Consider the following 14,467-nt stretch of genomic DNA (forward strand, 5'->3'; position numbering starts at 1 on the left):
ATGATAGAAAAAAAGCATTTTAAATCCGGCTTTGTCACGCTGATCGGGCGCCCGAATGTGGGCAAATCCACGCTGATGAATCAGCTGATCGGACAGAAGATAGCCATTACATCCAATAAGCCTCAGACAACGAGAAACCGGATTCAAACCGTCTACACAAGTGAGGAGGGACAGATTGTCTTTCTTGATACGCCCGGAATCCATAAGGCGAAAAATAAATTAGGCGAATATATGGTGACGGTGGCTGAACGGACGCTGAATGAAGTGGACGTGGTATTATGGCTTGTGGAGCCGTCCACCTTCGTGGGGGCCGGAGAGCAGCATATTATTGAACAGCTTAAAAAAACAAAAACACCGATTCTTTTGATCATCAATAAAATGGATATGGTAAAAAAAGAAGAATTGTTTGAAGTGATGAAGGTATACGGCGGTTTGATGGACTTTGCGGAAATTATTCCATGCTGCGCCTTTACCGGTGAAAATTGTAAGGACGTTATTGCTTCAATTATGAAATATCTGCCGGAAGGGCCGAAGTTTTATGATGATGATGTGGTGACGGATCAGCCGGAGCGGCAGATCGTGGCCGAACTGATCCGTGAGAAGGTACTGCGGCTGATGGATGCGGAAGTACCCCACGGCATTGCCGTTTCCATAGAATCCATGAAGATGCGGCGCCACGGACATATTATGGATATTCATGCGACGATTGTCTGCGAGAAGGATTCTCACAAGGGCATGATCATCGGAAAGCAGGGGCGGATGCTTCAGCAGATCGGGCAGAACGCCCGGTTTGAGATTGAAAACCTGCTGGACACAAAGGTCAATCTGCAGCTTTGGGTGAAGGTGAAGAAGGACTGGCGGGACAGTGATTTTTTGATAAAAAATTTCGGTTATGATAAAAATGAGTATTAGGTGATAGGATGATAGAATCGACGGCGGTCACCGGGATGGTGATCGGGACTTCTCCGGTAAATGAATATGACAGGCGGGTAGTGTTGCTGACGAAGGAGCGGGGAAAGATTACAGCCTTTGCCCGCGGGGCCAGACGCCAGTACAGCGCCATGCTGGCCGGAACACAGCTTTTTGCCTTCGGCACTTTTCGGGTGATTGAAGGCAGAAATGCCTATACCCTTGTGTCCGCGGAAATTTCAAATTATTTTGAGGCCATTCCCAGAGAACCGCTGAGGGCCTGTTATGCGTCCTATTTTCTGGAAATGGCCGGATATTATGCGCGGGAAAACAACAATGAAGTCGAGCTGTTAAAGCTTCTCTATCAGACACTGCGGATCTTGTGCAGAGATTCGGTGCCTCCGGCGTTGATCCGGGTCATTTACGAGCTGAGGATCTTTGTTGTTAATGGGGAATATCCCGAGTGCTTTCACTGTATATGCTGCGGGACGGAGAAGGGACTGGAACATTTCAGCCCGGGAAGGAACGGCGTTGTCTGCGATAAATGTCTCCCGGAGGCCGGGCAGGTGCTGCCCTTAAATCCATCGGCCCTCTATGCGGCCCAGTATATTATTACAGCGCCGATTGAAAAGCTGTATACGTTTAATGTTTCATCGGAGGTTCTGCATCAGCTTCAAAAAATGATGGAGCATTACATAAGGGAGCATATTGACAAAATATTTAAATCCCTGGAAATTTTGAATATTATGGAAAATGTCGGGGGATTTTGAAGGAAATCAATTTTGGGCAGCTTGTTCCCATAAAAAATCTTGAAAAAAGAATGGATAAAGGATACAATAAAACAAGCGAAAAGAATTGAGTGAGGTATAAACATTATGGAAAAGACAATGGAAAAAATTGTTGCTTTGGCAAAGGCAAGAGGATTTGTATATCCGGGCTCTGAGATTTACGGCGGTCTTGCCAATACATGGGATTACGGCAATCTCGGCGTGGAGTTAAAAAATAATGTAAAACGTGCATGGTGGCAGAAATTTATTCAGGAGAATCCATATAATGTCGGCGTTGACTGTGCGATTCTTATGAATCCTCAGACATGGGTAGCTTCCGGCCATCTTGGCGGATTCTCAGATCCGCTGATGGACTGTAAAGAGTGCCACGAACGTTTCCGTGCCGATAAGATCATCGAAGATTTCAGCGCTGAGAATGGGATCGAGCTGACAACCTCCGTGGATGGATGGTCCAATGAGGAAATGCAGAATTTTATTGCAGAACATAAGATTCCATGTCCGACCTGCGGCGCCCATAATTTTACTGAGATCCGTCAGTTCAATCTGATGTTTAAGACCTTCCAGGGTGTTACGGAAGATGCAAAAAATACAGTTTATCTGAGACCTGAGACAGCCCAGGGGATTTTTGTAAACTTTAAAAATGTACAGAGAACATCCCGTAAGAAAATTCCTTTCGGTATCGGGCAGATCGGTAAATCCTTCAGAAATGAAATCACACCGGGCAACTTTACGTTCCGTACCCGCGAATTTGAGCAGATGGAACTGGAATTCTTCTGTGAACCGGATACGGATCTGGAATGGTTCGCATACTGGAAAGATTTCTGTATCAACTGGCTCAAATCTCTCGGCATGAAAGAAGAAGAGATGCGTGTTCGGGATCATGATAAAGAAGAATTATCCTTCTACAGCAAGGCGACTTCCGATATCGAGTTCCTCTTCCCGTTTGGATGGGGCGAGCTTTGGGGTATTGCGGACAGAACAGATTATGATCTGACACAGCATCAGAATGTATCCAATGTGGATCTGACTTATTTTGATGATCAGAAAAAAGAAAAATATATTCCATATGTGATCGAACCGTCATTGGGAGCGGACCGTGTTGTTCTGGCTTTCCTTTGCGGCGCTTATGATGAAGAAGAACTTGAGGGCGGCGATATGCGTACAGTTCTTCATTTCCATCCGGCGCTGGCACCGGTGAAGGTTGGCGTCCTGCCGTTATCCAAAAAATTAAATGCGGGCGCTGAGAAAGTATTTGAAATGCTCAGCAAAAAATATAACTGTGAGTATGATGACAGAGGGAATATCGGCAAGCGTTATCGCCGTCAGGATGAGATCGGTACGCCATATTGTGTGACCTATGATTTCGAGTCCGAGGAGGACGGCTGCGTGACTGTCAGAGACAGGGACAGCATGGCGCAGGAGCGTATTAAGATTGAGGAGCTGACAGCATATTTTGAAGAAAAGATGCAGTTCTAATCCTTGACTAAAACGGGGTTATGTTATAAGATTAACATATAAATTGTATTTAATAAAATACAAAATACAAAATAAAATAATCATTTAGGAGGAATGACCGATGAACAAATGGGTCTATATGTTTACCGAGGGTAATGCCAACATGCGCGAACTCCTTGGCGGTAAAGGCGCAAACCTTGCTGAAATGACAAACCTTGGACTTCCGGTTCCGCAGGGTTTCACAATTACAACAGAAGCTTGTACACAGTATTATGAGGATGGACAGGCTATTAATGATGAGATCATGGGACAGATTATGGAAGCCATCACTAAGATGGAAGCCATCACGGGCAAGAAATTTGGCGATAAAGAAAATCCATTGCTTGTTTCTGTTCGTTCCGGCGCAAGAGCATCTATGCCGGGTATGATGGATACGATTCTGAATCTTGGTTTAAATGAAGAAGTTGTTGAAGTTTTATCCGCAAAATCCGGAAACCCACGTTGGGCATGGGACTGCTACAGAAGATTCATCCAGATGTACTCTGATGTAGTTATGGAAGTAGGTAAAAAATATTTTGAAGAACTGATTGATAAGATGAAAGAAGAAAAAGGCGTAACGCAGGACGTTGAACTGAATGCGGACGATCTCCATGAACTTGCAAATCAGTTTAAAGCAGAATATAAAGAAAAAATCGGCGTTGATTTCCCAACAGATCCGAAGGAGCAGTTGATGGGCGCGATCAAAGCCGTATTCCGTTCCTGGGATAACCCGCGTGCAAACGTATATCGTCGTGATAATGATATCCCTTATTCCTGGGGTACAGCCGTTAATGTACAGATGATGGCTTTTGGTAACATGGGTGAGACATCCGGTACCGGTGTTGCGTTTACCCGTGATCCTGCGACCGGTGAAAAACATCTGATGGGTGAATTCCTTATGAACGCTCAGGGCGAAGACGTTGTTGCCGGCGTTCGTACACCGCAGAAGATCGATCAGTTAAAGGAAGTTATGCCGGAAGTTTACGAACAGTTCGTAGGCATCTGCCATACTCTGGAAGATCATTACAGAGATATGCAGGATATGGAATTTACCATTGAAGACAGACATCTCTATATGCTGCAGACACGTAATGGCAAGAGAACAGCTCAGGCTGCTTTAAAGATTGCGTGTGACCTTGTTGATGAGGGCATGATCACAGAAGAAAAAGCGGTAGCAATGATCGACCCTCGTAACCTGGATACACTTTTGCATCCTCAGTTTGATCAGGCTGCATTGAAAGCGGCTGTTCCTGTAGGAAAAGCCCTCGGCGCTTCTCCGGGAGCTGCCTGCGGTAAGATTGTTTTCTCCGCGGATGATGCCAAAGAATGGGCTGCAAGAGGCGAAAAGGTTGTTCTTGTCCGTCTTGAGACATCACCGGAAGATATCGAAGGTATGAAAGCTGCTCAGGGTATTCTGACAGTCCGCGGCGGTATGACATCCCATGCAGCGGTTGTTGCCCGTGGTATGGGTACATGCTGCGTATCCGGATGCGGCGATATCGTTATGGATGAAGCGAATAAGAGATTCACACTGGCCGGAAAAGAATACCATGAAGGCGATGAAATCTCCATTGACGGTACAACAGGTAATATTTATGCCGGTATCATCCCTACAGTGGATGCTACGATCGCCGGAGAATTCGGTCGTATCATGGGATGGGCCGATAAATACAGAGTACTGAAAGTTCGTACAAATGCAGATACACCGGCTGACGCTAAAAAGGCCCGCGAGCTTGGCGCAGAAGGTATCGGCCTCTGCCGTACAGAGCATATGTTCTTCGGCGAAGGCAGAATTGATGCTTTCCGTGAAATGATCTGCTCTGAAACCGTTGAGGAAAGAGAAGCAGCTCTTGCAAAGATTCTCCCGTATCAGCAGGGCGATTTTGAAAAATTATACGAAGCTCTTGAGGGAACTCCGGTTACTATCCGTTTCCTGGATCCGCCGCTTCATGAATTCGTTCCTACAGAGGAAGAAGACATTGAGAAACTGGCTGCTGCTCAGGGCAAGAGCGTTGAGACAATTAAAGGTATCATTCAGGGTCTCCATGAATTCAACCCTATGATGGGACATCGTGGATGCCGTCTGCCTGTAACATATCCTGAAATTGCCGTAATGCAGACAAGAGCAGTTATCCGTGCAGCGATCAATGTTCAGAAGGCTCATCCGGATTGGACAATTGTTCCGGAGATCATGATTCCGCTGGTTGGCGAAATTAAAGAATTAAAATATGTAAAGAAATTTGTTGTTGAGACAGCCGATGCTGAAATTGCTGCATCCGGTATCGACCTGAAATATGAAGTTGGTACGATGATTGAGATTCCAAGAGCTTGTCTGACCGCCGATGAGATTGCTACAGAAGCTGATTTCTTCTGCTTCGGTACAAACGATCTGACTCAGATGTGCTTCGGTTTCTCCCGTGATGATGCCGGCAAGTTCCTTGATGCTTATTATGAAGCTAAGATCCTTGAGAGCGATCCGTTTGCTAAGCTCGACCAGAAGGGTGTCGGCAAGTTAATGGATATGGCTATCCAGTTAGGAAAACCGGTAAATCCAAATCTTCATATCGGTATCTGCGGCGAACACGGCGGAGACCCATCTTCCGTAGAATTCTGCCATAAGATTGGTTTGGACTATGTTTCCTGTTCACCATTCCGTGTGCCGATCGCAAGACTGGCCGCAGCACAGGCAGCAATCGCAGATAAATAGGATAATGGAATAATGTTAAAGGGCAGCACAGTTTAGCCAAAAAAACTTGCCCTAAAATATGAAATAAAGACCTTGTACAAGTGGTTTACCATTGTATGAGGTCTTATTTTTATTCATATTGCAAGACGGGAAAACTTAACATCAATAGTTTTTCTGGCTTATTATTAAAACAGGTGTTATAATGTGGCATGAGAATGGAGAACCGGGCAGTAACATTTCCGCAGACCAGGACGATATTGGACGGGGTGAACGTGCCAGGCATACAGCTTGATGATATCCAGGCGATTTTGAATATGAGGGATGCATGGAAGTATCTTTTAAATACAATAAAGGAACCGCTGACGTTTGAATATTGGTGCAAACTCAATGAGTTTATTGCCAGAAATGAAGCCCTTGAATGGGGAAAGCTGCGCACAGGAAATATTGGCATATCAGGGACAGAGTACCTCCCCCCAATTCCCAAAAAGCAGGATACGGAACAAGAACTGCAGGCTATCTTGCGGGATGATACAACTGCTACAGAGAAGGCGCTAAACGCATTTACATGGGGAACAAGAGGACAGTTCTTCTGGGATGGAAATAAACGGACAAGTCTTATGCTTGCAAACAAGATTTTGATAATGGCGGGAGCAGGGATATTGACAATTACAGATAAGTATATAGAACAGTTTAATATTCTTTTATTGGAGTATTATAACACGGGTAAAAAGGATGAACTGAAAGATTTTTTGTATGAAAATGCGATACACGGGATTACTGAAAACGTATAATGCAGAATCTATTGTTAAATTTTCACAAAAAGCATACATGTAAATGCAGTATTATTGACAAAAATATCAAAGAGTGATAGCATAATATTAATGAACGAATAGAAAAAACAAAAAAGGAGTGGTAATAATGCCATATTTAGCAATGCAGGACTATGCAAAAATGTATTATGAGATTCATGGAGAGGGGCAGCCGATTATATTTATGCACGGGTGGTCCGGATCGACACAGCATTTGAAACCGATCATCGATATTTTGAAAAAGGATTATCAGTGTATTTGTTATGATCAGAGGGGCCATGGCGCGTCGTCCAGGCCGACAAAGGGTCTGACCCTTCCGCAGTTGGGTCGTGACCTGCGGGAGCTGATCGAGTATTTGGATTTGCATGATGTTATTTTGGTCGGCCACTCCATGGGCGGTGCGACCATTTACAGTTATGTGCAGCAGTTCGGCTGTGATCGAATCAAAAAGGCCGTTGTTATTGATATGAGTCCGAAGCTTTTGAGTGACGATGAATGGAAGGGCGGCTGTGCCCAGGGACAATATGTCTATGCTGATTTAGAGAGTGATATGGAATTGCTCGAACAGAATATTGCCGATTTCATGTGGCGGTTTTACCGCATCGTTTTACCGGCTATGGCGGCGTTGCCAGAAGCGTTGAAGGATCTTGTCGCACCGGGACTTTTAGGTGTTAACAGTGAACATGTTCTGACCTGTTTGTGGCATTCCATGTTTGTTATGGATTACCGTCCGATTGTGAAAGACATTACGGTTCCTCTGCTTTATATGATACCGGAATTAGGTCTTTACCCACAGGCATCGCCGGATTTCCTGAAGGAACATTCCAGCGCGGATGTCGAAGTGATTCCTTTCCCTGGCGTTACACATATGCTTCCGGTTGAGGTGCCGGACAAGGCGGCTGCAGCAATCAAAGCATTTATTGAAAAATAAGACATTGAAAAAAGAGGGCGTCCCACAAATATGAGTTTTTAATTCCCATATGGAAGGATGCCCTTCCTTTTTTCACCCAAAATGGCGCTGAGGGTTTATCTTTTCAGTGTCATTTCCGTAATTTGTTAGTGCAGAAAAATGGTTTACTTCTTTTTTGGTTTCAAATATAATGTGAATATACAAATGAAGAAAATATAAATATACGTCAGGTAATCTCCCTAATATACAAAAGCAGGAAAATGTAAATGTGAGAAAAGGAGAAAATATTATGTACCTTAAAACATGGGAGAACCTGGATATTACCGATGATTTCCTTTTTGGAAAGGTAATGCGGAATCCGGAAATCTGCAAACAAATGATTGAGGCTATTTTGGATATCAAAATTGAACGTATCGAATATCCGGAAGAGCAAAAAGTTATTGATATGACTGCTGATTCCAAGAGTGTGCGACTGGATGTCTATGTTAAAGATACGAAGGATGTTATTTACAACATAGAGATGCAGCCGGTAAAAAGAGATAATCTGCCGAAACGAAGCAGATATTATCAGGGGATGATTGACTTAAATCTTATTGAAAAAGGTGATTCGTACAAAAATCTTAATCAAAGTTATGTTATTTTCATTTGTTGTTTTGATTTATTTGGACGCAATCGATGTAAATACACATTTGAGAATCGCTGCATTGAGGAGCCGGATATTCCACTCGAAGACGGTACACTAAAAATTTTTTTGAATTCCAAAGGCGATTTATCTGGTTTAAATGCAACTCTTAGAGCATTCTTATCATACATAAATAATGGCACATTATCCGAAAATACATTTATCACATTGTTAGATAATGAGATTAAAAAGGCCAGGGAAAATTTGGAATGGAGGCGAGAATATATGACATTATTTATGAGGGACCAGGAAAACCAGGAACTGGGACGAGCGGAAGGAAGACTTTTAAATAATATTGCTCTTGTTCGAAAGAAATTGGCTAAGAATTTGTCTGTTGAAGCTATTGCGGATATTCTTGAAGAAAATATTGGAACTATTGAACAGATAGTAAATTTGGTCCATACATTTCCAGAATTCAGCGATGAAGAAATTTTAAAAGAAATGCAGAAATAACTTCAAATTTGGAGATATAAAATGAATATATTTGATGGTGTTTTACAATTTCAAGGTACATGGAGAACTTATCAGAAGCGGGTATTGGACAATGGTGAAAAATACCTTGCGGATGGAAAAATACATATTGTTGCCGCACCGGGGTCGGGGAAGACAACGTTGGGAATTGAGTTGATTCGAAGGCTTGGCGCGCCGTGTCTTATTTTATCGCCGAGTATTACCATCCGGCAGCAATGGCTTGAGAGAATGGCAGAAGGCTTTTTGCAGGAAGGTTATGCCGTGGAAGAATGGTTTTCAAATGATCTGAGAAACATCCGCCCCGTGACGGTGATCACCTATCAGGCGCTTCACAGTGCGATGAAGCATTATGCGGGCGTTTTAAAAGAAGAAACGGAAAGCGGTGAAGAAGACCGGGGAGAAGTGGTTGATTATCAGAATTTTGATATTTTTGAGGCAGTAAAGGCAGCGGGGATTCGGACGATCTGTCTGGATGAAGCTCATCATTTGCGCAGCGAATGGTGGAAAGCGCTGGAAAGTTTTATCAAAGAAATGCCGGATATGGCTGTGATATCGCTGACAGCGACACCGCCCTATGACAGCACGCCGGCCCAGTGGAAGCGGTACACGGATTTGTGCGGTCCTATTGATGAAGAAATCTTTACCCCCGAACTGGTGAAGGAAGGCAGTTTATGCCCTCATCAGGATTATGTATATTTTAACTGGCCGAAGGATGATGAAATTCGCATCGTTAAGGAGTATACGGAGCGGACAAAGATTGTCGTTGAAGAGTTGTCCCATGACAGAGAATTTATCCGTATGGTTGCCAATCACAGAGGAATTCTTGATCCGGAAGAATACAGCGAATTTTTCTTAGATCGGCCGAAATATTTTTCATCGATCTTAATATTCCTGCATGCGGCCGGAGTGCCTTTTTCCGGATATCTTATAGAACTAACCGGTACAAAGGGAAATTTCCCGAAATTAGATAACGGCTGGATGGAAACGCTTTTGCAGGGCTTTTTATATGAGGATACGGAGGCTTATCCCTGCGATAAGGTTTACCGGGAAGAATTGATCGGGCATCTGAAATCCGCAGGGTGTATTCATAGAAATAAAGTACAGCTCACCAATAATGATAAAGTCGCAAAGCTTCTTGTTTCCAGCAAGGGAAAGCTGGACAGCATCAATGATATTGTCGAGGCCGAATATGAGAGCCTTGGCAGCGAGCTGCGCCTTTTAATTCTATGTGATTTTATAAAAAAAGAAATGCTGTCGATGGTCGGCAATGCGGATAAAACGCCGGGAGAACTTGGAGCTGTTCCCATATTTGAATATATCCGAAGAAGGGAACTGCGGGGCGTACGCCTTGGCGTTTTGAGCGGCAGTGTGGTTATCGTGCCTTCGGATGCTTATGAGGCATTAAATCCTTTGTTTGGAAAATATGGGTGCGAAGGCAGTCTGACACCGCTTGGTGATACGGGCTACAGCAGGGTGTCGGTCAAAGGCAGCGGTCATCATATCGTTTCCATGATCACGGAATTGTTCACCTGCGGGCAGATCAATGTGCTGGTGGGGACAAAATCTCTGTTGGGTGAGGGATGGGATTCACCGTGCATCAATTCTCTGATCCTGGCGACCTATGTCGGTTCCTTTATGCTCAGCAATCAGATGCGGGGAAGGGCTATTCGTGTTTTTAAAGACCAGCCGGATAAGACAAGCAATATCTGGCATCTGGCCTGTGTGTTCCCGACCGGGCTCGAAAGCAGCGGAGAACTTTCAGGGGATTATGAAACTTTAAAACGGCGGTTTGAAGCATTTCTGGGAGTATCTGCCTTGGATGGGGTGATCGAAAGCGGCATTGAACGGCTCGGCCTGGAGAAAAATCTGGATTCCCGAAAGGATATCGAGAGATGTAACCAAAGGACAATGAAAATTGCCGGTGACAGAAAAGGACTTCGGGAAACCTGGAAAAATGATTTAAAGGTTATCTATGATGATATGCGGGTGGAAGAGGTCGAGGAAGTTGATAAAAAAATATTGGAACCCGGCTATCTGTTCCTGAATGCAGTCGTTATTGAGATTATTTCTGTTATTTTATTTATTTTTTCAATTCTGATCCGCGCTTTTGGGAGTGCATCGGCAGAAAATCTTTTTTTGCCGGGGATTATAATCTATATCGCAATGGCGGCGTCTTTTTTCGGAATATGCAAATATGGCTATCGGATAGGAAGTTTGTGTACGCCGCAAAAAAGGATGAAAAAAGCGGCCTGCGGCATACTGGATGCCCTGATGCAAACCGGGAAACTGGAAGAACCACTGCATTGCCGGGTGATGACTGAGGAGGCCGAGGCGGCTGTTTTTACCTGTTTGAAGGGCGGAAATACAAGGGATAAAACATTATTTGCGGAATGTCTGGAGGAATTTTGGGGCGTTATTGATAATCCGAGGTATTTACTGGTTTTGAAGAAAGGGCGGTGGAAGATGAGCGAGTCCTATGCGATTCCGGATATTTTTGGGAAGAAAAAAGAAGATGCGCTCTGTTTTGCAGCCTGTATGCGGAAGGCCATCGGCCCTTATGAGGCCGTTTATACAAGAAATCCTGAGGGACGGGGACTGCTGCTCAAAGCCAGAACAAAATCCTTTGTGAATAAAAATGATAAAATCCTCCATGGGAAAAAACGTGTTAAAGGTGAATTTGAGTAGGCCGGTCACCGGCATTTATATAACAATACAATTCAGGAAGAAAATCGTCACTTGTTTTATAAAGTGGCGTTTTTTCTTCCAATTTTTGTTAATTTCTCTATCTTTGTTACAATCTGACAAAAATTCGTTATAATAATTTAACAAAAAATAAATCACTTTTAATTGACAAAGTATCAAGAATGTTATATCATGTTATATAAAGATATATAACGTTATAATACATATTGTACAGAAAACAAATGTTAAAGGAGAGATTACATGGTAAAGTTTACTGCGGCAGGTTATGTCTGCATTGATTATTATCCTGATTTCGACAATAGATGCTATGTAACAGGTAACGGCGTTGATGTTCTTTTCAATCTCCTCGATATGCGGAATGATGTGGCATCCTCAATTGTTTCGGCGGTTTCGGATGATGATTATGGTAAGATGTCTCTGAAAGCTTTTAAAGAACGGGAAATTGACTGCTCTCACCTGGAGATCATTCCGGGAGGACAGACACCTCGGGTACCATTACATTTGATCAATAATGACCGCACTCATGGCGAACCGGTTCGGGGCATTATGGCCAATTACGAATTTTCAGATGAGAGCATTGATTTCATTTGCCAGCATGATATGATGCACACCGATTTTACCGGGCGGCTGATACCGCGGCTGGAGGAAATACGAAAACGGGGCGTTAAAGTATTTTTTGATTTGAGCAACGGAGTAGATCATCCGGATACGAAGTATGTTTTGAGTAATATCGATTGCGGACTGGTATCCTTTGAAGATAATCTGGAAGAGGGCAAAGAGTTTTTGAAATATGCCTGTTCTCTTGGAACAAAGCTGATGATCGCTACTTTTGGAAAAAACGGTTCCATTGCCTATGATGGTTCCAGATTTTATAAAGGGGACATTGTCCCGGTGGAAAATGTTGTCAATACAGTGGGCGCTGGAGATTCCTATTTTGCCGGATTTATTGCGGCGCTGATTGACGAAAAACCGATTTTGGACTGCATGCACAGCGGCGCAGAGAGAGCTGCTCAGGTGATTTCGGTTTTTGACCCTTATTTAACAAAATAAAATGTAAAGGAGTAGATAAGTATGGTAATTGATATTCATTCACATCCGGTATTGCTTGACGAAATTAATGGTAATATGGAAGATTTTGAATTTCGCAGAAAAGAATTCGGCGTATTTAAATCAGGTATTACGCCATTAGATTTCGAATTGACATTGCTGAAAGATGCAAAGATTGACAAGGTTGTATTTCTGCCGGAGGATTATTCGACAGAAATCGGACGGCCAATCGTGAGCAATGATGAGATGGCGCAGATCGTTGCAAAAAGTCCGGAGCATTTTATTGGATTTGCAGGCGTCGATCCGAGACGGGAGGATGCAGAGGAAGAGTTGATCCGGGCCTTTGACGAACTGAAGCTGGCCGGTTTAAAATTGAATCTTTCGCGGCTGCATATGTATCCGGATAACGACTGTCTGGCACCGCTTTATAAGATTTGTCAGGATAAAAATAAACCGATCATGTTCCACGCCGGATACAGTTGGGAGCCAAACACCCCGGCAAAGTTTTCGGAGCCGATCCGTTTTGAGGATGTGGCTGTAGAATATCCGGATCTGCGTTTTTGCCTGGCCCATATGGGATGGCCATGGTGGCAGGAAACCATTATGATGCTGATGAAATATCCAAATGTTTATGCGGATACATCGATGGTTTATATGGATTCACCGAAAAATTATTATGAGCATTTGTTCTCTGTCAATATGAATTTGAACTGGCTGCAGAATTGCTTCCAGGATAAGGTGATGTTCGGCTCGAATACTCCGAGATTCCGCCATGTGAGAAGTTTGGCCGGCATTAAAAATCTTCCGCTTCGGGAAGACGTTATGGATGCGATTTTAGGTGGAAATGCAGTGCGTTTCTTAGGAATGGAGGATTAATATGGTTAAGCTTGTAGAAAATCAGGTTATTTCTCATAAAGAGTTTGAGATGATCAAAATTACGGATGAGGTAAAAAAAGCCGTGGAAGAGAGCGGCATTAAAAACGGTTTGGTTGCTGTTATTACAAAACACACCACAACCGGCATTATGGTAAATGAAGCGCTTCCATGCGTGGAAAAAGATATTGAAATGCAGCTGGATCGACTGGTTCCGAATGATTATCCGTATGTGCATACCCACATGCTCCCAACCTATGGAACCTGTTCAGGCAATGCACCGGGACATTTAAAAGCCATGTTGGCGGGAAATCATTGCCTGTTTCCGGTGATTGATGGAAAAATGATGACCGGCAGTGAACAGAATATTTATTTTGTTGAGCTGGACGGTCTGCAGATTCGTAAATATTTTATTGAAGTAATTGGCGAATAAGAAATTCCTGCATAGATAAAGGCCGTTCCGGGGTGAGGGGGAAAGTAAATGATTTTTGGTCTTAATTTTAGTTTTTTAAGTAAGTATTGGTTTTATTATGCTGATGGTTTGAAAGTAACGCTGGAATTAGCATTCTGGACATTGATTCTTGCAACGGTTGTCGGTGTGGCACTGGGAATGATACGTGTGCAGAATTATAAGATTATCAGCTCGATTATTGACGGTTGGATCAACTTTATCCGAGGCGTACCGGTTATGGTACAGATATTCATTGTTTATTATGGTATAGCAACGTCTCTGCCTCAGTTTTGGGCAGCGGTTGTTTCTCTGACAGTTAACAGTTCGGTTTATATTGCCGAACATACGCGGGCAGGTATGCAGGCGGTAAATAAAGGTCAGATGGAGGCGGCACGGTGTATCGGAATGTCAAAAATGCAGGCAAACTGGTATATCATTATCCCGCAGGCAATTAAAAACGTATTGCCGTCCTTATGTAATGAGTTTATCTTGCTTATTAAAGAGACGTCAATTGTATCGGTTATCGCGTATACGGTAAATCATAGGTACCGTGCCAGTTTTTCTAGTTTCTGAGATAATCAACTCTGAAAAAACTAAGTTTTTTAGAGGAGGATTATCTCATGGATAAATCAACACATCAGATC

The 14,467-nt window shown here is 43.4% G+C and carries 12 protein-coding genes; all 12 read left to right on the plus strand.

From position 1 onward, the window contains the following. The 12 genes from era to ACMN7X_RS04265 all read left to right on the plus strand — a co-directional run bounded on the left by era (nucleotide 1) and on the right by ACMN7X_RS04265 (nucleotide 14,396). Nucleotides 1–912 (plus strand): GTPase Era, encoded by a 912-nt coding sequence (era, locus tag ACMN7X_RS04210; RefSeq protein WP_418746241.1) that lies wholly within the window; start codon nucleotides 1–3, stop codon nucleotides 910–912. An 8-nt stretch (nucleotides 913–920) separates the two neighbouring features. Next, nucleotides 921–1,679: a DNA repair protein RecO gene (recO, locus tag ACMN7X_RS04215; protein WP_418746242.1), complete on the plus strand. Its 759-nt coding sequence runs from the start codon at nucleotides 921–923 to the stop codon at nucleotides 1,677–1,679. 105 nt (nucleotides 1,680–1,784) lie between these two features. Continuing rightward, the gene (locus ACMN7X_RS04220; protein ID WP_418746243.1) at nucleotides 1,785–3,173 is read left to right on the plus strand and encodes a glycine--tRNA ligase; all 1,389 of its coding nucleotides are present in this window, start codon (nucleotides 1,785–1,787) and stop codon (nucleotides 3,171–3,173) included. Between the two features lie 100 nt (nucleotides 3,174–3,273). Beyond that, nucleotides 3,274–5,898 (plus strand): pyruvate, phosphate dikinase, encoded by a 2,625-nt coding sequence (gene ppdK / locus ACMN7X_RS04225; protein ID WP_418746244.1) that lies wholly within the window; start codon nucleotides 3,274–3,276, stop codon nucleotides 5,896–5,898. 194 nt (nucleotides 5,899–6,092) lie between these two features. Then, nucleotides 6,093–6,668, plus strand: a complete 576-nt coding sequence (locus tag ACMN7X_RS04230; protein WP_418746245.1) for a Fic family protein — start codon at nucleotides 6,093–6,095, stop codon at nucleotides 6,666–6,668. Between the two features lie 127 nt (nucleotides 6,669–6,795). Next, nucleotides 6,796–7,617: an alpha/beta fold hydrolase gene (locus ACMN7X_RS04235; protein WP_418746246.1), complete on the plus strand. Its 822-nt coding sequence runs from the start codon at nucleotides 6,796–6,798 to the stop codon at nucleotides 7,615–7,617. A 268-nt stretch (nucleotides 7,618–7,885) separates the two neighbouring features. Continuing rightward, nucleotides 7,886–8,731 (plus strand): Rpn family recombination-promoting nuclease/putative transposase, encoded by an 846-nt coding sequence (locus ACMN7X_RS04240; RefSeq protein ID WP_418746247.1) that lies wholly within the window; start codon nucleotides 7,886–7,888, stop codon nucleotides 8,729–8,731. Nucleotides 8,732–8,752: 21 nt separating this feature from the next. Then, nucleotides 8,753–11,434 carry a DEAD/DEAH box helicase family protein gene (locus tag ACMN7X_RS04245; protein ID WP_418746248.1) on the plus strand — a complete coding sequence of 894 codons (2,682 nt, stop codon included), beginning with the start codon at nucleotides 8,753–8,755 and terminating at the stop codon, nucleotides 11,432–11,434. 258 nt (nucleotides 11,435–11,692) lie between these two features. After that, the gene (locus tag ACMN7X_RS04250) at nucleotides 11,693–12,502 is read left to right on the plus strand and encodes a PfkB family carbohydrate kinase (RefSeq protein WP_418746249.1); all 810 of its coding nucleotides are present in this window, start codon (nucleotides 11,693–11,695) and stop codon (nucleotides 12,500–12,502) included. A 21-nt stretch (nucleotides 12,503–12,523) separates the two neighbouring features. Beyond that, nucleotides 12,524–13,375 carry an amidohydrolase family protein gene (locus tag ACMN7X_RS04255; protein WP_418746250.1) on the plus strand — a complete coding sequence of 284 codons (852 nt, stop codon included), beginning with the start codon at nucleotides 12,524–12,526 and terminating at the stop codon, nucleotides 13,373–13,375. A 1-nt stretch (nucleotide 13,376) separates the two neighbouring features. Beyond that, on the plus strand, nucleotides 13,377–13,805 hold the full coding sequence (locus tag ACMN7X_RS04260) for a secondary thiamine-phosphate synthase enzyme YjbQ (protein ID WP_418746251.1): 429 nt from the start codon (nucleotides 13,377–13,379) through the stop codon (nucleotides 13,803–13,805). A 48-nt stretch (nucleotides 13,806–13,853) separates the two neighbouring features. Further along, on the plus strand, nucleotides 13,854–14,396 hold the full coding sequence (locus ACMN7X_RS04265) for an amino acid ABC transporter permease (RefSeq protein ID WP_418746252.1): 543 nt from the start codon (nucleotides 13,854–13,856) through the stop codon (nucleotides 14,394–14,396). The last annotated feature ends 71 nt before the right edge of the window (nucleotides 14,397–14,467 follow it).

It is taken from the genome of Frisingicoccus sp. (genome assembly GCF_048388605.1).
In the GTDB taxonomy this organism is placed as follows: Bacteria; Bacillota; Clostridia; order Lachnospirales; family Lachnospiraceae; genus Frisingicoccus.

Bases quoted from the DNA above. Each gene is read 5' to 3' on its own strand.
- ACMN7X_RS04235 (WP_418746246.1), top strand. From the start codon at position 6,796: ATGCCATATTTAGCAATGCAGGACTATGCAAAAATGTATTATGAGATT.
- ACMN7X_RS04240 (WP_418746247.1), top strand. From the start codon at position 7,886: ATGTACCTTAAAACATGGGAGAACCTGGATATTACCGATGATTTCCTT.
- ACMN7X_RS04230 (WP_418746245.1), top strand. From the start codon at position 6,093: ATGGAGAACCGGGCAGTAACATTTCCGCAGACCAGGACGATATTGGAC.
- ACMN7X_RS04265 (WP_418746252.1), top strand. From the start codon at position 13,854: ATGATTTTTGGTCTTAATTTTAGTTTTTTAAGTAAGTATTGGTTTTAT.
- ACMN7X_RS04255 (WP_418746250.1), top strand. From the start codon at position 12,524: ATGGTAATTGATATTCATTCACATCCGGTATTGCTTGACGAAATTAAT.
- ACMN7X_RS04260 (WP_418746251.1), top strand. From the start codon at position 13,377: ATGGTTAAGCTTGTAGAAAATCAGGTTATTTCTCATAAAGAGTTTGAG.
- ACMN7X_RS04250 (WP_418746249.1), top strand. From the start codon at position 11,693: ATGGTAAAGTTTACTGCGGCAGGTTATGTCTGCATTGATTATTATCCT.
- ACMN7X_RS04220 (WP_418746243.1), top strand. From the start codon at position 1,785: ATGGAAAAGACAATGGAAAAAATTGTTGCTTTGGCAAAGGCAAGAGGA.
- recO (WP_418746242.1), top strand. From the start codon at position 921: ATGATAGAATCGACGGCGGTCACCGGGATGGTGATCGGGACTTCTCCG.
- ACMN7X_RS04245 (WP_418746248.1), top strand. From the start codon at position 8,753: ATGAATATATTTGATGGTGTTTTACAATTTCAAGGTACATGGAGAACT.
- ppdK (WP_418746244.1), top strand. From the start codon at position 3,274: ATGAACAAATGGGTCTATATGTTTACCGAGGGTAATGCCAACATGCGC.
- era (WP_418746241.1), top strand. From the start codon at position 1: ATGATAGAAAAAAAGCATTTTAAATCCGGCTTTGTCACGCTGATCGGG.